Annotated in this window: 23 protein-coding genes and 2 pseudogenes; 10 read left to right on the top strand and 15 right to left on the bottom strand. The window is 71.3% G+C overall.

Annotated features, from left to right (window positions below):
• The first annotated feature begins 46 nt into the window (after nt 1-46).
• Nucleotides 47-775: a PP2C family protein-serine/threonine phosphatase gene (locus ACLQ2T_RS11595; RefSeq protein WP_425766008.1), complete on the top strand. Its 729-nt coding sequence runs from the start codon at nt 47-49 to the stop codon at nt 773-775.
• 138 nt (nt 776-913) lie between these two features.
• Here the strand turns inward: ACLQ2T_RS11595 and ACLQ2T_RS11590 are convergent, their stop codons facing one another.
• Together ACLQ2T_RS11590 and ACLQ2T_RS11585 are read right to left on the bottom strand one after the other, a co-directional pair.
• On the bottom strand, nt 914-1,114 hold the full coding sequence (locus ACLQ2T_RS11590) for a DUF397 domain-containing protein (RefSeq protein WP_425766007.1): 201 nt from the start codon (nt 1,112-1,114) through the stop codon (nt 914-916).
• 43 nt (nt 1,115-1,157) lie between these two features.
• Entirely contained in the window at nt 1,158-2,000 is an 843-nt protein-coding gene (locus ACLQ2T_RS11585) for a helix-turn-helix domain-containing protein (protein WP_425766006.1), read from the bottom strand.
• A 142-nt stretch (nt 2,001-2,142) separates the two neighbouring features.
• On the opposite strand from ACLQ2T_RS11585, the gene ACLQ2T_RS11580 reads away from it, so the two are divergent.
• The 3 genes from ACLQ2T_RS11580 to ACLQ2T_RS11570 are packed head-to-tail and all read left to right on the top strand — an operon-like array spanning nt 2,143 to nt 4,896.
• Nucleotides 2,143-2,769, top strand: a complete 627-nt coding sequence (locus tag ACLQ2T_RS11580; protein ID WP_327026877.1) for a GOLPH3/VPS74 family protein — start codon at nt 2,143-2,145, stop codon at nt 2,767-2,769.
• Between the two features lie 40 nt (nt 2,770-2,809).
• A complete protein-coding gene (locus tag ACLQ2T_RS11575; protein WP_425766005.1) occupies nt 2,810-4,306 on the top strand; it encodes an APC family permease in 1,497 nt (498 codons plus the stop codon).
• Complete coding sequence (locus tag ACLQ2T_RS11570; RefSeq protein ID WP_425766004.1) at nt 4,303-4,896, top strand: GNAT family N-acetyltransferase; 594 nt, start codon at nt 4,303-4,305, stop codon at nt 4,894-4,896. Before ACLQ2T_RS11575 ends, ACLQ2T_RS11570 begins: the two co-directional genes overlap by 4 nt.
• 55 nt (nt 4,897-4,951) lie before the next feature.
• Here ACLQ2T_RS11570 and ACLQ2T_RS11565 read toward each other — a convergent pair whose 3' ends face one another.
• Nucleotides 4,952-5,773 (bottom strand): SigB/SigF/SigG family RNA polymerase sigma factor, encoded by an 822-nt coding sequence (locus ACLQ2T_RS11565; RefSeq protein WP_425766003.1) that lies wholly within the window; start codon nt 5,771-5,773, stop codon nt 4,952-4,954.
• A 317-nt stretch (nt 5,774-6,090) separates the two neighbouring features.
• On the opposite strand from ACLQ2T_RS11565, the gene ACLQ2T_RS11560 reads away from it, so the two are divergent.
• Complete coding sequence (locus tag ACLQ2T_RS11560) at nt 6,091-6,219, top strand: hypothetical protein (RefSeq protein WP_327026873.1); 129 nt, start codon at nt 6,091-6,093, stop codon at nt 6,217-6,219.
• Between the two features lie 55 nt (nt 6,220-6,274).
• Here the strand turns inward: ACLQ2T_RS11560 and ACLQ2T_RS11555 are convergent.
• The 4 genes and pseudogenes from ACLQ2T_RS11555 to ACLQ2T_RS11540 all read right to left on the bottom strand — a co-directional run.
• Nucleotides 6,275-6,430, bottom strand: a pseudogene (locus ACLQ2T_RS11555) (pirin-like C-terminal cupin domain-containing protein); the annotation flags it as partial.
• A 62-nt stretch (nt 6,431-6,492) separates the two neighbouring features.
• The gene (locus ACLQ2T_RS11550; protein WP_425766002.1) at nt 6,493-7,227 is read right to left on the bottom strand and encodes a hypothetical protein; all 735 of its coding nucleotides are present in this window, start codon (nt 7,225-7,227) and stop codon (nt 6,493-6,495) included.
• On the bottom strand, nt 7,224-8,207 hold the full coding sequence (locus ACLQ2T_RS11545; protein WP_425766001.1) for an aldo/keto reductase: 984 nt from the start codon (nt 8,205-8,207) through the stop codon (nt 7,224-7,226). The genes ACLQ2T_RS11550 and ACLQ2T_RS11545 overlap by 4 nt, the downstream gene beginning before the upstream one ends.
• 70 nt (nt 8,208-8,277) lie before the next feature.
• Complete coding sequence (locus tag ACLQ2T_RS11540) at nt 8,278-9,480, bottom strand: argininosuccinate synthase domain-containing protein (RefSeq protein WP_425766000.1); 1,203 nt, start codon at nt 9,478-9,480, stop codon at nt 8,278-8,280.
• 338 nt (nt 9,481-9,818) lie between these two features.
• On the opposite strand from ACLQ2T_RS11540, the gene ACLQ2T_RS11535 reads away from it, so the two are divergent.
• Nucleotides 9,819-12,821 carry a non-ribosomal peptide synthetase gene (locus ACLQ2T_RS11535; RefSeq protein ID WP_425765999.1) on the top strand — a complete coding sequence of 1,001 codons (3,003 nt, stop codon included), beginning with the start codon at nt 9,819-9,821 and terminating at the stop codon, nt 12,819-12,821.
• A gap of 33 nt (nt 12,822-12,854) precedes the next feature.
• Nucleotides 12,855-13,484 carry a LysE family translocator gene (locus ACLQ2T_RS11530; RefSeq protein WP_425765998.1) on the top strand — a complete coding sequence of 210 codons (630 nt, stop codon included), beginning with the start codon at nt 12,855-12,857 and terminating at the stop codon, nt 13,482-13,484.
• Nucleotides 13,485-13,725: 241 nt separating this feature from the next.
• On the opposite strand, the gene ACLQ2T_RS11525 is transcribed toward ACLQ2T_RS11530, so the two are convergent.
• On the bottom strand, nt 13,726-14,715 hold the full coding sequence (locus ACLQ2T_RS11525; protein ID WP_425765997.1) for a pirin family protein: 990 nt from the start codon (nt 14,713-14,715) through the stop codon (nt 13,726-13,728).
• Nucleotides 14,716-14,726: 11 nt separating this feature from the next.
• Nucleotides 14,727-15,203, bottom strand: coding sequence for a MarR family winged helix-turn-helix transcriptional regulator (locus ACLQ2T_RS11520; protein WP_425765996.1), 477 nt, complete (start codon nt 15,201-15,203; stop codon nt 14,727-14,729).
• Nucleotides 15,204-15,361: 158 nt separating this feature from the next.
• On the opposite strand from ACLQ2T_RS11520, the gene ACLQ2T_RS11515 reads away from it, so the two are divergent.
• Nucleotides 15,362-15,883, top strand: a complete 522-nt coding sequence (locus tag ACLQ2T_RS11515; RefSeq protein ID WP_425765995.1) for a GNAT family N-acetyltransferase — start codon at nt 15,362-15,364, stop codon at nt 15,881-15,883.
• A 69-nt stretch (nt 15,884-15,952) separates the two neighbouring features.
• Here the strand turns inward: ACLQ2T_RS11515 and ACLQ2T_RS11510 are convergent, their stop codons facing one another.
• On the bottom strand, nt 15,953-16,540 hold the full coding sequence (locus ACLQ2T_RS11510) for a general stress protein (protein ID WP_425765994.1): 588 nt from the start codon (nt 16,538-16,540) through the stop codon (nt 15,953-15,955).
• A 146-nt stretch (nt 16,541-16,686) separates the two neighbouring features.
• Entirely contained in the window at nt 16,687-18,060 is a 1,374-nt protein-coding gene (locus ACLQ2T_RS11505; RefSeq protein ID WP_425765993.1) for a glycoside hydrolase family 6 protein, read from the bottom strand.
• A gap of 183 nt (nt 18,061-18,243) precedes the next feature.
• Between ACLQ2T_RS11505 and ACLQ2T_RS11500 the strand changes: the two are divergent.
• Nucleotides 18,244-19,205: pseudogene (locus ACLQ2T_RS11500) on the top strand (NAD(P)/FAD-dependent oxidoreductase).
• Between the two features lie 14 nt (nt 19,206-19,219).
• Here the strand turns inward: ACLQ2T_RS11500 and ACLQ2T_RS11495 are convergent.
• Nucleotides 19,220-21,340, bottom strand: coding sequence for an ATP-binding SpoIIE family protein phosphatase (locus ACLQ2T_RS11495; protein ID WP_425765992.1), 2,121 nt, complete (start codon nt 21,338-21,340; stop codon nt 19,220-19,222).
• Between the two features lie 189 nt (nt 21,341-21,529).
• Here ACLQ2T_RS11495 and ACLQ2T_RS11490 point away from each other — a divergent pair, with 189 nt between their 5' ends.
• Nucleotides 21,530-22,372 (top strand): mechanosensitive ion channel family protein, encoded by an 843-nt coding sequence (locus ACLQ2T_RS11490; RefSeq protein WP_425765991.1) that lies wholly within the window; start codon nt 21,530-21,532, stop codon nt 22,370-22,372.
• A gap of 52 nt (nt 22,373-22,424) precedes the next feature.
• Here ACLQ2T_RS11490 and ACLQ2T_RS11485 read toward each other — a convergent pair whose 3' ends face one another.
• The 3 genes from ACLQ2T_RS11485 to ACLQ2T_RS11475 all read right to left on the bottom strand — a co-directional run bounded on the left by ACLQ2T_RS11485 (nt 22,425) and on the right by ACLQ2T_RS11475 (nt 23,644).
• Nucleotides 22,425-22,799, bottom strand: coding sequence for a DUF6401 family natural product biosynthesis protein (locus ACLQ2T_RS11485; protein ID WP_425765990.1), 375 nt, complete (start codon nt 22,797-22,799; stop codon nt 22,425-22,427).
• A 257-nt stretch (nt 22,800-23,056) separates the two neighbouring features.
• Nucleotides 23,057-23,272 (bottom strand): hypothetical protein, encoded by a 216-nt coding sequence (locus ACLQ2T_RS11480; RefSeq protein WP_425765989.1) that lies wholly within the window; start codon nt 23,270-23,272, stop codon nt 23,057-23,059.
• A 114-nt stretch (nt 23,273-23,386) separates the two neighbouring features.
• Entirely contained in the window at nt 23,387-23,644 is a 258-nt protein-coding gene (locus ACLQ2T_RS11475; protein ID WP_425765988.1) for a hypothetical protein, read from the bottom strand.
• Nucleotides 23,645-23,814 lie beyond the last annotated feature (170 nt).

Below are 23,814 nucleotides of genomic sequence, written 5' to 3'. Positions count from 1 at the left end.
GATCTCCTAGAGACAACCCCGCCCTTCGCCTGGCAGGCTGCGTGCCATGACCCTGAAGCTGCGTTCTGCCGGAACGAGCGACTGTGGCCTGATCCGCAGTGGTAACCAGGACGCCCTGCACGCCGGCGCCTGGCTGGTGGCGGTCGCCGACGGCATGGGTGGCATGGCCGCGGGCGACCTGGCCAGCTCGATCGCCATCGAGGCGATGGCCCCGTTGGACGTGGAGACCCCCGAGGACGCCCTGGTGGCCGCTCTGCAGAGCGGCATCCAGTTGGCCACCGGTCGGATCCGTCAGGCGGTCGTGGAGGATCCGCAGCGGCAGGGGATGGGCACCACGCTGACCGCGCTGCTGTTCGCGCGTACCGGCAGCTGCCTGGCGTTGGCGCACGTGGGCGACTCCCGGGCGTACCTGTTCCGCGAGGGGGTGCTCAAGCAGATCACCCGGGACGACACCTTCGTGCAGATGCTGGTCGACCAGGGTCTGATCACCCCCGACCAGGCCGGCAGCCATCCGCGTCGGGCCGTGGTCACCCAGGCGTTGCAGGGCGACGAGATCTCCCCGACGTACGCGACGATGCTTCCCTGGGCCGGGGACCGGTGGCTGCTGTGCAGCGACGGGTTGTCCAACGTCGTCAGCGCCGAGACCCTGGCCGAGGTGCTGGCCGAGTACCCGGACCGTCAGCAGTGCGCGCGGCGGCTGATCGACCTGGCGTTGCGCGCCGGTGGGCCGGACAACATCACGGTCGTCATCGCGGACGTGGTCGAGGAGGACTGAGCCGCCTGATCGCCGGGGTGACGAGGCGCCGGTCCAGGTTGCGGCAGAGGGCAGCCCCTGGGTGGAGGGCTGCCCTCTGCCCGGCGATCGCGCCGTGCGGCGACGCCGGGTGCCGCCTGGACGGCGATGTCGGAGCGGTCAGCGGTTGTCGGCCTCGTGAAGGCCGACGACGAAGGCGGTCCAGGCCGAGGGTGCGAACGCCAGCACCGGCCCGCCTCGATCCTTGCTGTCCCGCACCGCGACATGACCGTCGAATGTGGCGACCTCCACGCAGTTGCCGTTACCCACACTGCGGGTGCTGGTGCGCCACTTCGCCCGGGACAGGTCGAGCGCGGTCATCGCGATCCCTTCATAAATACTGAGGGTGATCGCGCCGACGCGATCACGTAAAGTAGCGAGAGGCTTCCTTCAGGCGGATCAGGGATGCCGTCGGATCGAGCGCCAACCGGCGCAGCCGCTCGTGCACAAGGCTATACGAGCGCACCTGCGCGGACTCCTCCAGTGCCAGGCCTGTCGTGAGATTTTCCAGGTAGACCACGGCGGCGTCGGCGGCGTCGGCGAAGGTGAGGATCACGTACGGGGAGTTCATCGCCGGGTGCCCGCCCGCCTCGAAGGGCAGTACCTGGATTGTGACGTTCGGTAACTGGGCGACCGTCTCCAGATGCGACAGTTGACCCGCCATCACGGCCCGGTCGCTGACAGGGCGTAACAGGACCGCCTCGTTCAACACCACCGACAGTTCGACCGGCGCGTCGCTGTGCAGCACGTCCTGTCGGCGCAGTCGGGCGGCGACCTTGCGGTCGAGATCCTCCTCGCCGGCGGTCAGCCGGTAGACCTCCCGGGCGTACGCCTCGGTCTGCAGCAGGCCGGGCACCGCCTCGGCCTCGTAGGTGCGCAGGGTGGCGGCCTCGGCCTCCAGGCCGACATAGAACTCGAACCATTCCGGCAGTACGTCGCTGTAGTGCTGCCACCAGCCGCGTTGCTGGGCACCACGGGCGATCTCGATGAGCGCTTCGGCGTCGTTTCCGGTCACTTGATACAGCGCCAACGCGGCGCGTACGTCGCGTGGCTTGATGCCGATCTGGGCGTTCTCGATGCGGGAGAGGTTGCTTTTGGACATGTCCAGTTGCCGGGCGGCGACATCCAGCGTCATTCCGGCGCTTTCCCGCAGTTGACGGAGTTCCCGAGCGATGCGGCGGCGGCGAACAGTGGGGCTTGCGGTCACCCTCCGAGTCTGTCACGGGGAAACCCGCAGGTCGCATCAGCACGGAGTGCAACTGTCGAAAACGGGAGTTGCATTGCAGGGCATCGAGGTGCATGCTTTCCGGGTTCGCGATCACATAGGACGGCCATTCGGGGGAGGACCGTTGCTCATCGCCGACGAGTTCTTCCTGATCGCGCACAACGACATCCGTGGCAAGGCGAAACTGCACCCGGCCGCCACCGGTCTGGGCCTGGCCGGCGGGCTGCTCGGTGAGTTGATCCTCTACGGACACCTGACCGTCACCAACGGTCAGGTCAGCGTGATCGACCGCCGTCCGCCCGCGGACGCCCTGGCGCACACCGTGCTGGACCAGTTGATCGGTGAGGCCCAGCACCAGTCGGTGCGTACCTGGCTCAGCTTTCTCGCCCAGACCTCGGTGACCTCGGTGGGGGAGCGGCTCTGTCGGGCCGGTGCGCTGCGTCGGCAGGAGAGCCGACGGCTGCTGCGCACCACGGTCAGCTACGTGCCGATCGATCCCAATGTGGCCGCCTGGCCGGCGACCCGACTGCGTGCGGTGCTGGAACGTGCCGACCCGCCGAGCGTGCCGGACGCGCTGCTGCTGGGTCTGGTCGCCTCCGCCGGGTTGACCCGGGAAGTGCTGTGGAGCGCCGGCCCCCGTGCCCACCACCGGCTCAATCTGATCATCCCCGCCTTGCCGGCCCCCCTGAAGGAACTCGTGGCGCACACCGAGGCCGCAGTGGGCGCGGCCGTGCTGCGCGGCACCTCCTGAGCCGGCGCCTTCACCCCCTCACACTCATCCGGAGCCATCCATGTCCTCCACACTGACACCACAGCGACCAAGCAACGTCTCCGAGGCACTGGCCCGGGGTCGGCTCGGCGTACCCTCCGTGGTCTTCTTCGTCCTGTCCGCGGCGGCGCCGCTGACCGTGGTGGCCGGGGTGGTCACCACCGGCTACGGGGTCATCGGGGTGCTCGGTATCCCGCTGGCCTTCCTGGCGGTCGCCGCAGTGCTGGCGGTCTTCTCCGCCGGGTACGTGGCGATGGCCCGCCGGATGGCCAACGCCGGGGCCTTCTACGCCTACGTCTCGCGGGGCCTGGGTCGCCCCGCCGGAGTGGGCACGGCCTGGGTCGCGTTGCTGGCCTACAACGCGCTTCAGGTCGGGCTCTACGGCACCATCGGCGCGGCGGCCACCCCGGTGCTGGACCGACTGTTCGGCGTCACCCCACAGTGGTGGGTCGTGGCACTGGTGGCCTGGGCCATGGTGGGGGTACTGGGCCTGCTGCGGGTGGACATCAACGGCATGGTGCTGGCCGCCCTGCTCTGCGCCGAGATCGCCGTCATCCTGCTGTTCGACCTGGGCCAGTTGAGCAATCCGGCCCCCGGCGGGGCCAGCTTCGCGGCCTTCTCGCCGGACAACTTCTTCGTACCCGGGGTCGGTGCGGTGCTGGTGCTGGCGGTCCTCGGCTTCGTGGGATTCGAGGCCTCGGTGGTGTTCAGCGAGGAGAGCAAGGACCCCAAGCGCACCGTGCCGATGGCCACCTACCTGTCCGTGGCGATCATCGGCGTGGTCTACGCCCTCTCCTCGTGGAGCATGACGGTCGCCGTGGGACCGGACCGCATCGTCGAGGAGGCCGGCACCCAGAGCATCGACCTGATCTTCAACCTGGCCGGGGCGCACCTGGGTGGCACCGTGCTCACCATCGGGCAGGCCCTCTTCCTGACCTCGGTGCTGGCCGCCATGATCTCCTTCCACAACACGACCGCCCGGTACGCCTTCGCGCTGGGCCGGGAGCGGGTGCTGCCGGCGATCTTCGGACGGACCTCGCCGGTCACCGGCGCCCCCCGGGCCGCCTCGCTGGCGCAGAGCACCCTGGGCCTGGCGGTCATCCTGCTGTACGCGATCAACGGCTGGGACCCGGTGCTCCAACTGTTCTTCTGGCTGGGCACCAGCGGCGGCTTCGGCGTGCTGCTGCTGATCGCGACGACCGCTGTCGCGATCATCGTCTACTTCGCGCGCAGCGGTGAGCAGGAGACTCTGTGGCGCCGGCTGATCGCCCCCGGCATTGCCGGGATCGCGTTGATCGCCATCATCGTGCTGGCCGTGCAGAACTTCGCCAACCTGCTGGGGGTGGAGCCCGACTCGCCGCTGCGCTGGCTCTTCCCGGCGGCGTACCCGGTGGCCGCCGCACTCGGTGTGCTCTGGGGGCTGGTGCTGCGCAACAGCCGCCCGGACACCTACGCCCGGATCGGCCTGGGGGCGGAGAGCACCGCCGCGGTGCTGCCCACCACGGAGGTACGGCGATGACCGAGGCGAGCATCGTACGGCTGGAACCGACCGACGCCCGGTGGGTGGCCGAACGGATCGCGGAGTCCTTCCTGGTGCTGGACGCGACCCGGTGGCTGGTGCCGGAGGAGGCCAAGCGGGAAGCGGTGCTGGCCGGCCAGTTCGAGATCGTGGTCTCCCACGCCCTGCGGCACGGGCTGGTGTTCGGCACCACGGACCGGGCCGGGGTGGCGGTCTGGCTGCCCTCGGTCGGCGATCCGCTGCCCGAACCGGAGGACTACGACGCCCGACTGGCCGCCGCCTGCGGCGAGTGGACCCCCCGCTTCGCGCACCTCGACGAGCTGTTCGCCACCAACCACCCGCACGCCGATCACCACCACCTGGCGCTGCTGGCCGTGCGGCCGGACCGGCAAGGCACCGGGGTGGGCAGCGCCCTGCTGCGTCACCACCACAGCTGGCTGGACGCCAACGGGATACCGGCCTACCTGGAGGCCAGCAGCGAGAGCAACAGGGTCCTGTACGCCCGGCACGGCTACCAGGAGTCCGAGCCCTTCCGGCTGCCGGACGGCACCCCCTTCTGGCCGATGTGGCGCGAGCCGCGCACCGACTGATCGCGGACACGACGGTGGCCGGGCCCGCCGGCCCGGCCACCGTCGCCACCCCCTCCTAGTACGTTCCGTCGAGCTGCCCCCGCAGCTTCGTCAGCGCCCGGGCCAGCAGCCGGGACACATGCATCTGCGACACCCCGATCTGCTCGGCGATCTGCGACTGGGTCAGGTTTCCGTAGAAGCGCAGGGTCAGGATCTTCTGCTCACGCTCGTCCAGGGTGGCCAGGGCCGGCCCCAGCGCCACCCGCAGCTCGGCCAGCTCGAACTCGCTGTCCTCACCGCCGAGCATGTCACCGAGCTCGGTGGCCCGGTCGCCGTCGCCGGTGGGGGTGGACAGGGACACCGCGTTGTACGCGCGGGCGCCCTCCAGGCCCTCCAGCACCTCTTCCTCGGTGAGCTTGAGGTGGGCGGCGATGTCGGCCACGGTCGGCGAGCGGCCGAGGGTCTGTAGCAGCGAGCTGTTGGCGTCCGAGATGGCCAGGCGCAGTTCCTGCAACCGTCGGGGCACCCGGATGTCCCAGGTGCGGTCGCGGAAGTGGCGCTTGAGCTCGCCGATGATGGTGGGGATGGCGTAGCCGGCGAAGTCGACACCCCGGGAGGGGTCGAACTTGTCGATGGCCTTGATGAGGCCGACGGCCGCGGTCTGGGCCAGGTCGTCGGTCGGCTCGCCCCGCCCGCTGTAGCGGTGGGCCAGGTGGTTGGCCAGCGGCAGCCAGGCCTCGATGGCCCGGTCGCGCAGCGCGGCGCGGGACGGGTGTCCGGCGGGCAGCGCGGCCATCGCGTTCAGCAGGTCGGTGGCGCTGTCGGTGAGTGCTCGCGGGTCGAGCTTGGTCGCGGTCGTCGGCGCGGTAGTCGCCTCGGTGATCGTTGGCGCGGTCATGGTGGTCCTCCCTGCACCTCGTCGGCGAATAAAGACGTGACGCTTCGGTTGGGCGCTGTTGGTACGTTCGGGAGTCACCCTAACCTGATAGTCCAGCAGAAATCTAGCCGAACGGACGATGTGTTTAAGTGATTTAAACCGTGAAACCGGCTCAAATTGGGCACTGGTAACGGACATCGACCGGGCTTACTACTCTCCGCGTGCGGGTGCCGGGCCGGGTTGGTCGCGGTAAGGCGGGGCCCTCGGGTTTCCGGCGGCCCAGACGGGTTACTCAAGGGCCGAATCGGCACGCACCCCTAACTCGAGGAGGCCGCACCATGCCCGGCGAGACGACCAGCGCTGTGACCGAGCACCGCGAGCAGGCGGTGGAAGGGGAGCGGGGAGCGCTGTTGGCCGTACTGGTGATGGTGGTGCTCGGCTTGGCCGGCATCTTCGCCGTTTCCTGACCAGCGGGGGGCGCTCCGGTCGCATCGGGCGCCCCCAACTCGTCGTCGCGCTGACTCAGGGCCGGGAACCCTGGCCCTCGGTGTGCGCCAGCCGCTTCGCCGGGATCACCCCTAGCCGTCCGGCCTGGTAGTCCTCGAAGGCCTGGATCAGCTCGTCCCGGCTGTTCATCACGAACGGGCCGTACTGGGCCACCGGCTCCCGGATCGGCCGCCAGCGAGGAGTGACCCGGCACCGGCCGTGGAAGGTCGTCGGGACTGCAGTCCGGGCGCTGTTCAGGCCGGGTGCAGCGAGAACCGAAGCGCGTGCAGCGCCTGGTAGAACGGCCGGTGGTACGCCTCCAGCGCGGCCAGCCGGGGGTCGTTGTCGGGGCGTACCTCGTGGCGGGTGGTCCGGGTGGTGAAGCCGCTGCTCGCCTCCACGTCCCGGTGCCACGCCCGGGTGCGCGCGAAGGCTTGCTGCTCACCGGGCTGCCAGCGCAGCGCCTCCGGGCGGTGCGGGAGCCCGGTCACCTGGCAGAACCGCTCGGTGGCCGCCTCCGGTGTGGCGGCCACCTCGTCGCCGTCGAGCACCAGCGGGACCTCCCCGGTGACCGCGCAGACCGCCTCGACCATGCCGTGCAGTCGCTCGAAGCCGATCTCGTCGCGTTCGACCGACTGGTTCATCGCGTAGTGCGAGGCGACCACGGCGGCCGGGTCCCGGATCATGAAGGTGTTGGTGACGTCGGTGTAGAGCCGCCGGTCGCGCAGGATCTCGTCGTAGGGGTAGTCGGTGGTCTCCTTGAGGAAGACCCGCTGTCCGCTGCGCCGGCCGAGGGCGAGCAGCAGGTCGAAGAGTTCACCGATGCTGGCGGCGCGCTCGCCGTCGATGTCGAAGTGCCCCACGGCCGCCAGGTTGGAGAAGGGTTCGTGCACGACGGCCAGGTCACCGCGCTCGATCAGCATCCGCAGGAACGCCGTGGAGCGGGAGCGCGGCACCGCCCAGAGGGCGATCACCGGGGTTCCGCTCACTGGGACCAGGCGGTGGGTTGGCGGTCCCAGCGGTGCTCGCGCAGCCGGGCCAGTACCGACTCCTCCAGCGGGGGCGCGTCACTGGTGGCCAGGTTCGCGTGCACATGATGGATCTTGCGCATGCCGGGGATGACCGTGCTGACCGTCGGGTGCGCGAGGATGAACCGCAGCGCCAGCTCCGGCATGGTCATCCCGTCCGGTACGTCCTTGGCCAGCGCCTCGGCCCGCGCCACGCTGGCGGCGAGGTTCTCCGGCACGAAGTAGCTGTTGCGCCAGTCACCCTCGGGCCAGGTGCTCTCCATGGTCAGGGTGCCGGTCAGCGTCCCCTCGTCGAAGGGCACCCGGGCGATCACCGCCACGTCCAGCTCCTGGCAGAGACCGAAGAGTTCGTCCTCCGGGGCCTGGTCGAAGATGTTGTAGATCACCTGGACGGCGTCCACCAGGCCGGTACGCATCGCGGCCATGCCGTTCCACGGTTCCCAGCGGTTGAGGCTGAGCCCGATCCCGGTGACCAACCCCGACTCGCGCAGCTCCCGCACCATGTCCTGCCAGCGTGGATCCTCGGCCCAGGAGTCCTCCCAGACGTGGAACTGCAACAGGTCGATTCGCTCGACGCCGAGGTTCTCCAGGCTCTTGTGCAGGTACTCCCGGACGTGGTCGGCCGGGAAGACGTCCTCGAGCCTCGACTCCCGGGTGGACGGCCAGTTTCGGTCCTTCGGCGGGATCTTGGTGGCCACGTAGAGCCGGCGGTCCGGATGCCGGCGCAGCAGCTCACCGAGGAGCACCTCGCTGTGGCCGCGGCCGTAGATCCAGGCGGTGTCGAAGAAGTTGCAACCCCCCTCGACCGCCGCGTCGAGGGCGGCGTGGCCGATGGCGTCGTCGGCGCCGCTCCAACCCCCCTCGCCACCGGCGATGCCCCACATGCCGTAACCGACGTCACTGACCGACCAGCCCAACCGACCGAACCTGCGGTACTGCACGGACCTCTCCTGTCCTGTCGCTGCCTTCGATGGTGGTGCGGGACCGGGCGGAGGCGCCGGTGACGTGCCGTCAGCGCAGGCCGACGACCGGCTCGCGCCACCGGTTGCCGCCGGTACCGAAGCGGGTCTGCTGGTCGTGGCCGACCCCGGGGGCGTCGATGCCGGCGACCCGGGCGGTGCCCCGGTGCAGGACCAGCCGAACCGTGGCGGTGGCCGGGCGGACCAGCTCGTCGATCGCCGCGCGGGCGGCCGCCGCGACCGGACTGGCGTAGCGGGCCTCGTAGACCGCCGCGCCGAGCACCGGCCCGAGCGACTGGTAGAGCCCTCGTGCGTGCGGGTCGAGGCAGACCTCCAGCACCCGCTGCCAGGCGGTGTCGAGGATCTCCAGCCCGGGTGCCTCGTAGACGCCCCGGCACCGGGTGCCGATGATCCGGCGTTCCACCACGTCGCGCAACCAGACGCCGTGCCGGGCGCCGAGATCCCGGGCGGTACGCAGCACGTCGACCGGGTCGGGACCGCTGCCGTCGACATCGGTGACCCGGCCGGCGTCGAAGCTGACCGCGACCGTCTCGGCCTGTGCCGGTGCCTCGCTCGGATAGACGCTCCAGCGGGGCGTCAGGCTGCCGGCGTCGACCGGGGTGGCCAGATCCTCCAGGGCCGAGGACTCGTGCGACGCGCCGGCGAGGCAGGCGTCGGTGGAGCGGTCGGCGTCGCTGCCCCGGTCGAGGAAGAAGCCGGCGTCCTTGACCGCGTTGAGCATGGCGCCCCGGCCGGCGGCGAAGCGCTCGAGGGCGTCCGGGTCGGTCCAGGGGGCGTAGACCCGAAGGTCGGGGGCGAACTCCCGAGCGTACGCGGCGAAGCGACGCTGGTCGTTGCCGCCGCCCACGCAGCCGTGCGCGAGCACCGTGCAGCCGTCGGCCCGCAGCACCGGGGTCAGCTGCTCGACGAGGACGAGCCGGGCCGCACCGGTGGTGTTCCAGTAACCGCCGTCGTGTCGCGCCTGGTAACGCAGCAGGTCGAGACCGATCTCGGCCATCCGGGGGCGCAGGTCGACGACGCTGGCCGGCAGGCCGGCGTCGCGCAGCGAGGCGACCAGGTCGGCGATCTCGTCCGGGTCGCTCTGTCCCAGGTCGGCGACGTAGTGGTGACTGGCCACGCCCTGCTCCCGCAGCCACACACCGAGGGCCAGACTGGAGAGGCCACCGGCCTGGAAGACGCCGACGCGTTGGTCGGCGAGGTCCCCGTGTCGCATGTGTTCGGTGCCTCTCGTCATGGGGCAGCACTGCCCATCAGGGCTCCTGGCAGGGCCGGCACACCCTAGCAACGTGATCCGTCACTCAGCAAGGACTGTCGCGACCAGCTGGTCTATGTTAAAAACGTAACTCGATTTGCGTAAATCGAATCCGCGCCGACGATCGGCAACCATTATTTCGGTCATATCACACCTAGATCCACTATGGCCTGACGATTCCCAGTGAATCGCCGGTCCTCGACCGTGCGCGCTGGCGACACCTGCCGGCGGCACGGCAGAAGGGACGAGCGTTGGACGCCCGATCATCCGCACCACGACCCGCCTCTACGCTCCGGGCTGGCCTCGGGCCCGCCCTGCCGGTGCCGGCCGAAAGCTCGGTCATCGACCTCTTCGAGGCCACGGTGGCGCGGACCCCGGACCGGCCGGCCGTCCGCTTCCGCGACCAGACCCTCACGTTTCGCAAGCTCAACCAGCATGCCGAGGCGCTGGCCGAGAGTCTGGTCGAGCGCGGGGTGGGCGTCGGTGACTTCGTCCCGCTGGTCATCGCCGAGGGCGTCGAGTTTCCGATCGGTCTGCTGGCGGCGATGAAGGTCGGTGCCCCCTTCGTGCCGGTCGACCCGGGCTGGCCGGCGTCCCGGCTGGCCGAACTCTTCCGTCAACTCTCGCCCCGGGTCGTCCTCGCCGTGGCCGCCACTGCACCGGCACTGGTCGGCCTCGGCCCCGCCGACCATGTTCTGATAATTGACCGCGAACAATTGGTGACCGGAACTCCGACCGGCCCACGCCCCGGCCCGGACGACCTGATCTACGGGTATTTCACCTCCGGCTCCACCGGCACTCCCAAATGCGCACTGAACAGACATCGGGGTCTGGTCAACCGGCTCGCGGCAATGTCACACCACTTCGGTGACGGCGCCGAGCAGGTCGTGTTGCAGAACAGCAAGCCGACCTTCGACTCCTCGATGTGGCAACTGCTCTGGCCGTTGACCACCGGCGGTCAGGTGGTCCTGCCCGACCGGCAGGGCATCCTGGACCTGGAGCAGACCTGCCACATCCTCGGCCGGTACGCGGTGACCATCACCGACTTCGTCCCCTCGGTGCTCGGCGCACTGGTCAGCCTCCTCGAACTCCGGGCCGACCTCTGCGCCGAACTGGCCGGTCTGCGCCGGATGCTGATCGGTGGCGAGGAAGCCAACGGTGCGGTGCTCGACCGCCTCTGGAAGCTCCTGCCCGACCTGAGGGTGACCAACACCTTCGGCCCGACCGAGTGCTCGATCGGCTCCGTCTTCCACGAGATCACCGAGGTCACCGGCCGAATCCCCCTCGGCACCGCCATCGGCAACACCGCCGCCGTGGTGCTCGACGACGCACATCGCCCAGTGCCCCCGGAGACCGTCGGCGAGATCTACATCGGTGGCCTCTGCGTCGGCGCCGGCTATCTCGGTGATCCGGAGCGCACCGCCCGGGCCTTCGTGCCCAACCCGTTCCCCGAGATCGCCGGTGACCTGCTCTACCGCACCGGGGACCTGGGTCACCACACCCCGGACGGGCTGCTGATGTTCGACGGCCGCCGCGACGACCAGGTCAAGGTCGGCGGGGTCCGCATCGAACTGGCCGAGGTGGAGCGGGTCCTCGCCGCGTACCCGGCGGTACGTGGCGCCGCGGTGATCGTCCGGGGCGAGGGCGACGCGCGGTCCCTGGCAGCCTTCGTGAGTCTGCGGTCCGACGAGTCCCACACCGTCACCCCGGCCGCCCTGGTCGACTGGCTACGGGCGTCGCTGCCCCCGGAGACCGTGCCCCGGGCGGTGACCGTGGTGGACGAGATTCCGCTGACCCCACACGGCAAACTCGACCGGCGCGCCCTGGAGCAGATGGCCCGGACGGCCGCCGGCAGTGCTCCGGTGGAGGCGCCCGGCAGCCCGGCGGAGGATCTGGTCGCCTCGGCCTGGTGTGAGGTGCTCGGCCGCGCCGAGGTCTCGGTCAGCGTGCCCTTCGCCGACTACGGCGGCACCTCGCTGCTCACCCACCGGCTCGCCGCACTGCTCGGCCTGCGCCAGGCCCGTCCGGTCTCCCTGGCCCACCTGCTGGCGGCCGACACCGTACGGGCCCAGGCCCGGCTGCTGGGCAGCGGGCAGAGCGACACCGGCGCAGCGGTGGATCCCGCGCTGCTGGCCCGCGACGCCGACCCGAGCGACCTGGTCGGTGCCGGCGTGCCGCCGGCGCCGACGCTGGCCCGACAGCTGCTGCTGACCGGGGTCACCGGTTTCGTCGGCGCGCACGTACTGGCCGAGTTGGTGACCCGGCCGGAGGTCGAACTGCATTGCCTGGTCCGGGCGGCCGATCCGGCTGCCGGAGCGGCCCGGCTGGTGGCGGTGCTGCGGGCGTACGGGCTGACCGACGCGCTCACCGCCCTGGAGCACGCCCTGGTGCAGGGGCGGGTCCGGGTGGTCACCGGTGACCTGGGCGCACCGCTGCTCGGCCTCGACGACACCGCCTTCCGGGCCCTGGCCGGCGCGGTGGACGCGGTGGTGCATGCCGGTGCACTGGTCAACTTCCTGCGCGACTACGGCGCCCACCGGGGCCCCAACGTGTTCGGCACCGGTGAGCTGGTCCGGCTCGCCGCCACCGGATCCGGCTGCCGGCTGCACGTGCTCTCCACGTTCAGCGTCTTGTCCGCCGCGGCGCGCGGCACGTCCGGGACGCCGATCGGCCCGGACCGGTTGCCCGGACTGGACGAGCCGCTCCCGCCGGGCGGGTACGACCAGTCCAAGCTGGTCGCCGAGCACCTGCTGGAGCGGGCCCGCGGCTTCGGGGTCGATGCGGTGGTCTACCGGCTCGGCGAGATCTGGCCGCACCGTCGGATCGGGCTGCCGAACCCGGCGTCACTGGCGCACTCGGTGGTCTACGCGGCGACGCGTACCGGGGTGGTCTTTCCGACCGGGGCGCGCACCGACCACCTGCCGGTGGATCTGCTGGCCAGCTGTCTGGCCGACACGGTCCTCGGTGCGGCACCTGCGGCCGGCGGCACGGTGCACCTGCTCCGACCCGGTGGTCTCGGGTACGCGGAGATCTTCGCCCGGCTGGCCGAGGCCGGCGCCGAACACCTCGGGTACGCCGAGTTCCGGGCCCGGCTGAGCGCGCTGGCGGCGTCCGGCGACGCGGACGAGCGGCTGGTCCGGGTGGCGATGCTGTTGCCGGCGCCGCAGGGCGCCGACCCGGTCGCCCCGGCCAGCTTCGACCGTCTCTTCACCGACAGCTCCGCGCACTTCATCCCCAGTGAGCCAGCCGGGCAGGCGTTCGCGGCCGGTTCCCCGTTGGCGGACCTGGCGGCGTTTCTTGATCGGTTGGATGTGGCAAGGTAGGCCCTTCTTCGGAACCTCCGTTCACTGTGGTTGGTGTCTGTGCTGATCGATCCTGGCCTGTTGGCCCTCTTCCTCGTCGCGGTGCTGGTCATCTGCGTGACGCCCGGCCCGGACATGCTCTACATCCTGGCCACCTCGGTCAGCCAGGGCGTCCGGGCCGGGTTGGTGGCGTCGGTCGGCATGTCCCTGGGCATGCTGGTGCACACCGTGCTGGTCTCGCTCGGCCTGGCGGCACTGATGGCTGCCGTGCCGGTGCTCTTCGACGTGATCAAGTACGTCGGTGCCGCCTACCTGGTCTACATCGGTATCCGGGCCTGGTTGGATTCCTCGTCGGCGTCGGCGGTCCAGGAGCGTGCGGTGGTGCCGCTGCGCACGGTGCTCTGGCGTGCCACCATGACGAACCTGCTCAACCCCAAGATCGTCCTGTTCTACCTGGCCTTCCTGCCGCAGTTCGTCGATGCCGACGCCGGGGGCGCGGGTGTGCAACTGCTGGTGCTGGGGCTGCTCTTCGTGCTGGTGGGGCTGCTGGTCGACTCGGTGATCGCGCTCGCCGCCGGTCGGCTGGGGGAGTGGCTGCACCGGCGGCACCGGGTCGACAAGCTGCTCAACCGGATCGCCGGCACGGTCTTCGTGGCCCTCGCCGCCCGCCTGGTCTTTTTCTGATCCTCCACGTCACCCAGCAGACCGAGGCGCGGGCGAAGCAGGCGGGCGAGCACGTCAAGGACGCCGGCCGTAACGCGAAGGACGCCGTCACCGGCTGACCTCGGTCGGGATGAACACCGACACACAGCGACGAACCGGCCCCCGGGGCAACTGTCCCGGGGGCCGGTTCGTTCGTGCCGGACGAGGTGGGGCGGGGGCGCTCCGGTCGCATCGGGCGCCCCCGACTCGTCTCCGTGCTGACTCAGGGCCGGGAACCCTGGCCCTCGGTGTGCGCCAGCCGTTCCGCCGGGATCACCCCAAGCCGCCCGGCCTGGTAATCCTCGAAGGCCTGGATCAGCTCGTCCCGGCTGTTCATCACGAACGGGCCGTACTGGGCCACCGGCTCCCGGATCGGCTGACCACCCATGATGTAGAGATCCAGGGTGGGAGTCCGGCTGTCCTGCCGGGCGTTGGCCTTGATCCGCAGGGCGTCACCCGGGCCGTGCACCGCGAGCTGTCCGGTCCGGACCCCACGGCCGTTGGCGCCGATCGTGCCGCGCCCGCCCAGCACGTACACCAGGGCGTTGAAGTCCGGCCGCCAGGGCAGGTCGACCTGGGCCCCCGGCTCGACGGTGACGTGGGTGACCGTGATCGGGGTGTACGTCGAGCCCGGTCCCCGGTGCCCGGCGATCTCACCGGCGATCACCCGGATCAGCGCACCCCCGTCCGGGGTGGTGAGCAGGGCGGCCTGGTTGCCCCGGATGTCCTGGTACTTCGGCGGGCTCATCTTCGCCACCTTGGGCAGGTTGACCCAGAGCTGGGTGCCGTGGAACAGCCCGCCGCTGACGACCAGGTGCTCCGGCGGGGCCTCGATGTGCAGCAGGCCACTGCCGGCGGTCATCCACTGGGTGTCGCCGTTGGTGATCGTGCCGCCCCCGCCGTGGGTGTCCTGGTGCTCGAAGACCCCGTCGATGATGTAGGTGACGGTCTCGAAGCCCCGGTGCGGGTGCCAACTGGTGCCCTTCGGCTCGCCCGGGGCGTACTCCACCTCGCCCATCTGGTCGAGGTGCAGGAAGGGATCCAGCTCGCTGACCGGTACCCCGGCGAAGGCCCGGCGCACCGGGAAGCCCTCGCCCTCGAAGCCGCTGGGCGCGGTGGTCAGCCGACGGACCGGGCGGATGGTGGTGGTGGACTCGTCGAGGCGGGGCAGGCGGGGCAGGACGAGGACGTTGTCGACGGTGATCGCGGGCATCGAAGGCTCCTTCAACTGTCGCTGTGGGCGGGGCTGGCGGTTGCCTGTAGCCGCTGGCCGAGTCGGGTGAAGATCCTGGTCAGGCAGGCGATCTCGGCGTCGTCGAGGTCGTCCATCAGGTGGGTGCGTACGGAGTGCAGGTGCTGCGGTGCGGCCTCGCGCAGGGCCACCAGGCCGGCGGCGGTGAGCACCGCCTCGCTGCCCCGGCCGTCCTGCGGACACGGCTGTCGCACCACCAGGCCGCGCCGCTGCATCGAGGAGATCTGGTAGGTCAGCCGACTGGGGGAGAAGACCATTCGGCCGGCCAGCTCGCCCATCCGCAGGCGGTGCCCGGGGGCCTCGCTGAGCAGCACCAGCACGTGGTAGTCGGCGAGGCTGAGCTCGCTGGTGGCGCGTAGCTCCTCCTCCAGCCGGGTGAGCAAACGCTGGCTGGCCTCGATGTACGCCCGCCAGGCGGTGAGGCGGTCGGCGCTCAGGCTCTCGGTCATGACCCGACCATAGCTCAAAATTCAAATTTGAACAAACTCACCGGACCGCTGCCTGTACGGCTGATCAACGGGGACCCGGGGCCAGTTGTTGAAGGATTGAACGACAGGACCGGATTTCCAGCGGTGGTACGCCGGGAGGGTGTGCCACACTGCCCGGCGTGAACCTGACCGGCCCCGACCTGCTGCTGCGTCCGTGGCGCGACGGCGACGCCCCCGCCGCCCTGGACGCCTTCCGCGACCCGGACATCGCCCTGTGGAACCCGCAGGGCGAGGGACTCGACCTGGCGGCCGCCCGCCGGTGGGTACGGCGGCGGGCCGACTGGTCGGACGGCACGAAGGTGGCCCTGGCCCTGGCCGATCCGACCGATCCGGCCGTGCTGCTCGGCTCGGTGTCGCTGCACCGTGTCCACGAGGACGACGCCTCGATCGGCTACTGGGTGGTGCCCGCGGCCCGTGGCCGAGGGCTGGCCTCGGCCGCGGTCGTCCGCTTCACCGCCTGGGCCTTCGCCGAACTCGGACTGCACCGGATCGAGTTGTGTCACGCGGTGGGCAACCCGGCCTCCTGCCGGGTCGCCGAACGGGCCGGGTACCTGGCCGAGGGCACCCTGCGGCAGTCGCACCGCTACGGTGACGGCCGACGCCACGACGAGCACCTGCACGCCCGACTGGCCACCGACTGACACGCGATCCGCCCCCGACCGTCATGGTCGAGGGCGGCCGGACGCCGTCGGCGTCCGTCGATCGGGTGCTCAGCCCGCGGTCTGTGGAGTGCGCCCGCCCAGGTGCAGTCGACCCAGCACCTGACGGGCCTGTTCGGCCACGTCCGCGTCGACGATGACGGCGTACTGGTTGGCGCGCAGCGAGCTGGCCGAGGTGAAGTCCCGCTTGCCGCCGGTCATGGCGTGCGCCACCGCGCCGAACACCGCGCCCCAGACGGCCCCGATGACCAGGCCGGCCAGGATGACCGCGATCCAGTTGCCGATGGTGAAGATGCCGAACAGCAGGCCGATGAACAGACCGAACCAGGCACCGGTGCCGGCGCCGATCAGTCCGGCACGAGCGGTCGTCATCCGGCCCAGAACGGTCTCCACCAGGGTCAGATCGGTCCCCACGATCGCGCTGCGTTCCACCGGGAACCGGTTGTCGGCCAGGTGGTCCACCACCCGTTGGGCGGAGGGATAGTCCGGGTAGGCCCCGATCGTCACGGTCGGCGGACCGAACTGTGGACCGTGCCCGTCGCCACTGGGTGCCGCGGTCTGGCCGCCCGGGCCCGACGGGAGGGTGCCGCCGCCGGTCACGCCCGGCTGCCAGGCCGGGGGATTCGACTGTGTGGTCATGGGTCTCCTCCTTCGTCGTATGACGCGTTCCCCTCGGAGGGCGGCGGTAACGCGCCAGCACCGGCCGGCGCCGGGGATGCGGAGAAGGGGAAGGCCCCCCGCCGGTGCCCGAAGGCGGTGGCGGGGGGCCTGTCCGAGGTGTGTGATCAGGTGCAGTTGGTGCCGTTGAGGGTGAAACCACTCGGCGCCGGCAGGCTGCTACCGCTGTAGGTGCCCTGGAAGCCGATGCTGACGGTGTTGCCGCTGAACAGGCTGCCGTTCCAGTCGGCGTTACGGACCGAGATCCGGTCGCCGGACTGGCTCCAGATGCCGTTCCAGCCGTTGCTCAGCTGTACCCCGGACCCGGCGTTGAAGGCCACGGTCCAGCTGTTCAACGAGCTGCCGCGGTTGGTCACCCGGATCTCGGCGGTGAAGCCACCGGTCCAGGTGTTCGGGGTGAAGGTCACCGTGCAACCGGGGTCACCGGGCGGCGGGGTGCTGGCCGGCGGGGGAGTGGTGGGCGGCGGGGGAGTGGTGGGGCCGGGGGTGGTGGGGGCCGGCGTGGTGGGCAGCGGCCCGGCCGCGATCGCCATGTCGTACGCCCGCTGCGGCACGAACTGACCGGCGGCGGCGATGCAGCCGTCGGCCTCACCGGGCAGCTTCACCCAGAGGAAGGCGTCGACCGCCGAGTCGCCGGTGTTGGTGGTGCTCGGCGTGCCGATGGCCCGCCCCGGCGGGTCGCACCACTCCGAGCCGGCGGGACCGTTGCCGTTACGGCTGGTGTCGATGACCGCCTTCAGGCGGGAGATCCCGGTGGCCGCGATGATCGACTTGGCGTACGAGACCTCACCGGCGGTGCTCCGGTAGTTGGACACGTTCACCGAGATGCCGTCGGCGCTGTTGGCGATGTCCGCGGCGACCAACCGGTTGGCGGCCTCGCCGGCCGAGAGCCAGCCGCCGTGGCCGATGTCGTAGTAGACCTTCGCCGCCGACGAGCCGCGCTTGAGGGCCTTGCCGGCGTACGCCATCGAGGCCCGGACCTCGGCCTGCTGGTTGCCGTCCATGCAGCTGGTCATGATGGGGAGCACGTCCGGCTCCAGGATGATGGTGGCCGGTCGGCCCTGGAGGCCTGCCGCCACCTGGTCCACCCACTGGCGGTAGGCGCTGTGGTTGGGCGCGCCGCCACCGCTGTGGTTGCTGCAGTCACGGTTGGGGATGTTGTAGACCACCAGGATCGGGATCTTGCCCGCTGCGGCGGCGGCGCCGACGAACTGGCTCACCTCTGCCTGCACGGTCGAGGTGTTGGTGGTGGTGTACCAGCGGGGCTGCGGCACGTTGGCGATCCGGTCCCGGATCACGGCGGCCCGGGAGTCGCCCGGGTTGGCCGCCACCCAGCGGGCGGCGCTGGTCTGCGGGTCCACGTAGAAGGCGGAATCGGCCGCTGCGGCGGGTGCTGCCAGCAGCGCGCCCACACCGACGGTGGCGGCGACGGTGAGTGCCGTCACCGCGCCGACCACGGCGGACGTGCGTCGGGTTCTCATGGTCTGCTCCTCGGATATATCGAGCAAGTTGCGTGGAAGCGCTCCCACATGTCCGCCAAGGTACGGGGCCGTTGCGAAATTGTGAAGACCTTCCGGAAGCATCGACGGCTTTAGGTGTATCTCTCGGCCTGGTCAGCCCTCGGACGGACGGATTCGGGTCGGCCCGGTACGTAGGATCACCGGATGACTACCGATCGGAGGGGCGTCGTGGTGGTCGGTGCCGGCATCGCCGGGGTGGCCTGTGCCGAGGAGCTGCGCCGGGCCGGGGTGCCGGTGGAGATCCACGAGCGGGCCCGGGTGGTCGGTGGCCGGATGGCCAGCAAACGCTTCGACGGCCGCCGCCCGGCCGACCTCGGGGCGGCCTACTTCACGGTCAGCGATCCGGACTTCGCCGAGGTGGTGGCGGGGTGGCAGAGGGCCGGGCTGGCCCGGGAGTGGACCGACACCTTCCTCGCCTACGGCGAGCAGGGCAGGCGTACGGTCGGCGGTCCCCTGCGGTGGGCCGCGCCCGGTGGGCTCCGCTCGCTGGTCGAACACCTGGCCCGGGACCTGCCCGTGCGGGTGAACCGTCTGGTGCTCGATGTCGCTCCGGGCCCCTCCGTGGACGGCCGCAGATGCCAGGCGGTCGTGCTGGCGATGCCCGGGCCCCAGGCCGCGCTGCTGCTGGACCCCGCCCTGACCGCCGCCACCGAGGCGCTCGCCACCCAGCGCTGGTCACCCGCCCTGGCGGCGGTGCTGCGCTTCCCGGCTCGACGCTGGCCGGACTTTCGGGGGGCCTTCGTCAACGACCACCCGATGCTGCGTCTGGTCTGCGACGACGGGGAACGCCGGGCGACCGGGCCGCAGTGCTCGTCGCGCACACCACCGGGCAGTTCGCCGAAGGCCATCTGGCCCAGCCCACCGCCGCCGCCCCGGCGATCGAGGCGGCCGTCCGCGACCTGCTGGGCCTGCCCGACCCGGCCGTGGAGGTGCACCTGCACCGGTGGCGCTACGCCCAGCCCACGGCCGGTCACCCCGCCACCTTCCACCTCGACGAGGCGGGGATCGGGCTGGCCGGTGACGCCTTCGGTGCCCAGCCCCGGGTGCAGACGGCCTGGCGCTCCGGCCGCGACCTCGGGCGGGCCCTGGCCGAACGACTGGCCTGAGCCCTGCGATCGGGCTACCGCGGCGGGGTGAGGATCTCGAACCAGACCGTCGAGCCCCGCACGGTGGGGTCGGTGCCCCAGGCGTCGCTCAACTCCTCGATCAGGCCCAGTCCCCGGCCCCGGCTGCTGAGGGTGTCCGTCCGGGCCCGGGTCACCGTGCCGCGCGAACCCGAGTCGGCCACCGACACGAGCAGCCGTTCCGGGCTGAGGTCGATCTCCACCCGGGCCGCCGTACCGGCGTGCAGCAGGGCGTTGGTGGTCAGCTCGCTGGTGCACAGCACCGCCGCCCCGATCACCGACTCGGCCACCTGCCATTCGGTGAGCTGGGCGGTCAGCCAGTGCCGTACCCGGCTCGGGGCGGTCGGCTCGGCCGGCACCTCCATCCGGGCCGACCGGCTCGGCCGCAGGGCGTACTCGACCGCGAGCACGGCCACGTCGTCCTCGGTGGCACCGGGTACCGAGGCGGTGGCGGTGGCACACAACGCGCGGGGATCGCCGCTGTTCGCCGTGGCCACCGACTCGGCCAGTCGCGCCAGGCCGTGCGAGAGCCCGTGCCGCCGCCGTTCCACCACCCCGTCGCTGAACAGCAACAAGGTGTCCCCGGGCGGGAAGGCGACCGTGCAGGTCGCCGGCCGGTAGCCGACCCCCAGCGGGGCGCCGACCGGCACGGGCACGTACTCGGCTCTCGGCTCGCCGTCGGGGGAGCAGCGTCGGATCAGCGGCGCCGGGTGGCCCGCGCTGGCCAGGGTGAGCAGCTCACCGGCGACATCGATGACCCCGAAGGCCACCGTGACGAACAGTTCGTGGGTGCCGGCCTCCGCCCCCAGGCTGCTGACCAGTCGGTCGAGCCCGACGAGCACCTGGTCGGGGCGGGGGTCGTTGAGGGCCAGCGCCCGCAGGGCGGCGCGTACCTGGCCCATCCGGGCGGCGGCCTGCACGTCGTGTCCGGCGACGTCGCCGAGCACCACCCCCAGATCTCCGGTGGGCAGCACGAAGGCGTCGTAGAAGTCCCCACCGGCGGCGTTGCCGTCCACCCCCGGGTCGTAGCGCGCCGCGATCCGCAGCCGGGGCAGGCTGGGCAGGTTCTCCGGCAGCATGCTGCGCTGCAACAGTTGGGCGGTCCCGTGCTGGGTCTCGAAGCGGCGGGCCCGTTCGGTGGCCTGGCCGACCAACTCGGCCGTGGCCTCCAGCAACGCCCGCTCCTGGGCCGACCAGGCGTGCGCGGATCGGTAGCCGACCGTGAGGGCACCGCGTACCCCGACGGCCCGTAGGGGTACGGCCGCCAGGGCCCGGATCTTCTGGTCGTGCCGGTCGGCGGCGACCTCTCGCAGCGGCTCGCCGTCGTTGAGGTAGCTGGCCCGCCCGGTGCGGGCGCTGGCCGCCCCCGGGGCCGACCAGTCCGCCGGACCCCGCCGCCACAGCGGGGGAAGCCGTTCGTCGGCCTCGTCCACCAGTTCCCCCCGGACCCGCCGGGTCATCCGCCACCCACCGGCGTCGTCCACCGCGAAGGAGACCCGGTCGGCGTCGAAGGAGGTGATCGCGTAGCGCATGGCGACCCGGGCCACGTCGTCGAGGGTGAGGGTGGCCGACAGGGCAGCGGCCAGGTCGCTGATCCCCTGAAGCTGCCGGATCGCCGGGTTGGTCTCGGCGATCACGGACAGCACCCCGACGATGCGGCCCCGGCTGTCCCGGACCGGGGAGCAGGCCCGCACGTACCCGGCCTGGTCCAGCTGACCGGTGGTCGGGCGCGGCGGCATGGTCGTCTCCCGTTCCAGGAACGGTTGACCGGTGCGGTAGGTGTGCTCCACGACGTCACCGATGCCCGGCATCGGCCACACCTCCGCGAACACCTGCGGCGCGGGTTGCCCCAGGGCCTGGGGGTGCTTGTCGCCGATCAGTGCGGCGTACGCGTCGTTGTAGACCAGGAAGAACTCGTCGCCCAGGTGCAGCGCCATCGGGGCGGGGGAGGCGAGCACGATCTCGGCGGCGGCCCGAACCGCGGTGTCCCAGAACTCAGGGGGGCCGAGCCTGCTGCCGCTCCACTGGTGGCGACCGACCAGGCCGGTGACGCCAGGCAGCCGCGCGCTCGACACGGGGCCTGCTGGCGTGGGGACTCGCCCGACCGTTCCTGGCATGGCAGCAGCCTAGTCCGGACGGCCGAACAGTGTTTCGATCATCCGTCCCGGTGCGCCGCAGCCGGGGCATAAGGCCAGGTAAGAGCCCCTTCCTGGCGACCTGTCGAGAAAAAGGAGGGGATCGGCGCGGCGTGTGGGCCGAGGGATGGGGTAAGCGCGCCGGGCAGACCATGCGACAGGAGGGACATCATGCCGGAAACCTTCGCGGCCAGGCAGGTCGATATCGGCGACGCCGTGGCCGACATGTGGAGGTCGGTGCTGCTGTTCGTACCGAGGGCCATCGCGTTCATCGCGATCCTGGTGGTCGGATGGCTCATCGCCAGAGCCGTACTCAAGATCGTCGACGCGGCCCTGGAACGGGTGGGGTTCGACCGGGCGGTCGAGCGGGGTGGCGTCAAACGGGCACTGGAACGCACGAAGTACGACGCCAGTGACATCCTGGCGAAGCTGGCGTACTACGCCGTGCTGCTGTTCACCTTGCAGTTCGCGTTCGGGGTCTGGGGGCCCAACGCGATCAGCAACCTGATCTCAGGGGTGGTGTCCTGGCTGCCACGAGCGTTCGTCGCGATCGTCATCGTGGTGATCGCCTTCGCCATCGCCAACGCCGTACGGGACATCGTCAGCGGTGCGCTGGGCGGCATGTCCTACGGCAAGGTGCTGGCGGACCTGGCGGCGTTCTTCGTCATCGCCCTGGGTGTGATCGCGGCGCTGAACCAGGTGGGCATCGCCACCACGGTCACCACTCCGGTGCTGGTCGCGGTACTGGCCACCGTGGCCGGCATCCTGATCGTCGGCGTGGGCGGTGGTCTCGTGAAGCCGATGCAGAACCGCTGGGAGGACTGGCTGCATCGCATCTCCGAGGAGTCGCGGGCCGTCCGCGAGCAGCGGCAGGGCGCGGCAGCCGGCCGCAGTGACATGCAGCGGCAGATGGCCGACCGGGCCGCCGCCGAGCGCAGTCAGGCGATGGCCGGTGGCCGGGGTACCCACCAGTCCGGCGCCGCCGGCGACGAGACCCAGCAGTTTCGTACCTGAGCACGGCAGCAGCGCGCAACGGGTGTCCGCCCTCGGCGGGCACCCGTTGCCGTCATAGCGGCGAGGGCTGCGCGGCCGGGGTGTCCAGGGCGGCCGTCAAGGCGCAGACGGCGAGCAGCCGCACCAGCACCCAGTCCGCCTCCGACCAGTCGACCGGGTCGGTGGGCGGCTGCCAGCCGTGTTCGGTCGCGGCGGCCTTGATCCCGTCGGCGTACCCGGCCAGGGCGGGGGCCGTCAGCGGACGCTGATCGCCGTGCAGGCTGTCGCGTACCGCGGCGGCGTGCTGATCGACGGCCGCGAGCAGTCCCGGCAGTTGATGTGCCGCGGCCAGTCCGTCCAGGCCTACGGCGTTGACGAGTCCCACCAGGGTGGTGCGCGTCGAGTCGACGGCGGTGGCGGCGGGAACCTGGTTCGGGGGCACCTGCATGGAAAACAAATCTATCCAAGCCGGACCTGCGCGTCCTCGTCCGGTCGGCCGGTCGACCCCTCCACCGCCGGAGCCACCCCTTCGGTCGCCCGGTCCAACTCGGTGCGGACCGGACAGTAGGGGTCATCGGGAAGGGGACGACCGGAGCGGAATCCTCCGAACCGACCCGCACCGGCCGGCGGCCGGGTGAGCAAACGCACAGCGGCCGGAACCGGTGAGAAGGGGGCGATTCGGACCGGGCGGGGTGCCGCGGTGATTCAGTCCGGCGACGGGCCGTCTGCGGCGGGACGCCGCCGGGCGGCGTCGTCGGCGATGATCACGGTGGCCACCATCAGCGCGACACAGAGGCTGAACAGCCAGGAGCTGTCCGCGACCAGCCGGGCGGAGACGGGTGCCTGCACGGCAGCGAGGAGGAAGCCGAGCCACGCCAGGCGACGCTGACGCGTGGTGAGGAAACCGGAGCCCTGATGCATTCCGAAAGTCTTGCGCGCGATGCGGCCCTTGCCGTCAGCCGAACGGCCGATTCTGGCCGAGCTGTCCGATTTTCCGACCGTCCGGCCGGCGCTTTCCGCATCGCGGGAGAACGATCACATCGTGTCGGGTCCGGTACGGCCGGTGGTGGAGGGGCGGTAGCCGCGCTCCGGGTCGGTCGGTTCCAGGTCGCTGCCCGGCACCTTCCGGCCCCGGTCGGCCGGCTCGGCACCGTGCCCGAAGGCGGCCTCCTCACCGGCGTCGTTGGCGGTCATGTCGTCGGCCTGCCCGTCCAGGGTGTTACGGGCCACGGCCCGGTCCAGTTCCTCCAGGGAGAGCCGTTCCTCTTCGCGCCAGGTCCTGTCGTCCGTCATGCCTTCAGCCGTACCCCGGCCCGGTCGCGGCAAACGGGCGGCAACCGTGGGCGGGGGCAGACAGGGTCGAGGGGCGCCCGGGGGCCCCGGCGGGCCCCCCCCGGCGCCCCCACACCCCCCCCGGCCGGCGTCCGGGGGGGTCCGTCGTCCGCCGCCCGGGGGTCGTGGGC

It is taken from the genome of Micromonospora sp. DT229 (assembly GCF_049844505.1).
Lineage (GTDB): Bacteria > Actinomycetota > Actinomycetes > Mycobacteriales > Micromonosporaceae > Micromonospora.
The sequence above is the reverse complement of the archived record's forward strand: the minus strand, read 5'-3'. Positions and strand labels throughout refer to the sequence as shown.

Coding starts and splice junctions, on each gene's coding strand:
- ACLQ2T_RS11595 (WP_425766008.1), top strand. CDS start 47: ATGACCCTGAAGCTGCGTTCTGCCGGAACGAGCGACTGTGGCCTGATC.
- ACLQ2T_RS11590 (WP_425766007.1), bottom strand. CDS start 1,114: ATGACCGCGCTCGACCTGTCCCGGGCGAAGTGGCGCACCAGCACCCGC.
- ACLQ2T_RS11575 (WP_425766005.1), top strand. CDS start 2,810: ATGTCCTCCACACTGACACCACAGCGACCAAGCAACGTCTCCGAGGCA.
- ACLQ2T_RS11570 (WP_425766004.1), top strand. CDS start 4,303: ATGACCGAGGCGAGCATCGTACGGCTGGAACCGACCGACGCCCGGTGG.
- ACLQ2T_RS11565 (WP_425766003.1), bottom strand. CDS start 5,773: ATGACCGCGCCAACGATCACCGAGGCGACTACCGCGCCGACGACCGCG.
- ACLQ2T_RS11560 (WP_327026873.1), top strand. CDS start 6,091: ATGCCCGGCGAGACGACCAGCGCTGTGACCGAGCACCGCGAGCAGGCG.
- ACLQ2T_RS11540 (WP_425766000.1), bottom strand. CDS start 9,480: ATGACGAGAGGCACCGAACACATGCGACACGGGGACCTCGCCGACCAA.
- ACLQ2T_RS11525 (WP_425765997.1), bottom strand. CDS start 14,715: ATGCCCGCGATCACCGTCGACAACGTCCTCGTCCTGCCCCGCCTGCCC.
- ACLQ2T_RS11520 (WP_425765996.1), bottom strand. CDS start 15,203: ATGACCGAGAGCCTGAGCGCCGACCGCCTCACCGCCTGGCGGGCGTAC.
- ACLQ2T_RS11510 (WP_425765994.1), bottom strand. CDS start 16,540: ATGACCACACAGTCGAATCCCCCGGCCTGGCAGCCGGGCGTGACCGGC.
- ACLQ2T_RS11505 (WP_425765993.1), bottom strand. CDS start 18,060: ATGAGAACCCGACGCACGTCCGCCGTGGTCGGCGCGGTGACGGCACTC.
- ACLQ2T_RS11495 (WP_425765992.1), bottom strand. CDS start 21,340: ATGCCAGGAACGGTCGGGCGAGTCCCCACGCCAGCAGGCCCCGTGTCG.
- ACLQ2T_RS11490 (WP_425765991.1), top strand. CDS start 21,530: ATGCCGGAAACCTTCGCGGCCAGGCAGGTCGATATCGGCGACGCCGTG.
- ACLQ2T_RS11485 (WP_425765990.1), bottom strand. CDS start 22,799: ATGCAGGTGCCCCCGAACCAGGTTCCCGCCGCCACCGCCGTCGACTCG.
- ACLQ2T_RS11480 (WP_425765989.1), bottom strand. CDS start 23,272: ATGCATCAGGGCTCCGGTTTCCTCACCACGCGTCAGCGTCGCCTGGCG.
- ACLQ2T_RS11475 (WP_425765988.1), bottom strand. CDS start 23,644: ATGACGGACGACAGGACCTGGCGCGAAGAGGAACGGCTCTCCCTGGAG.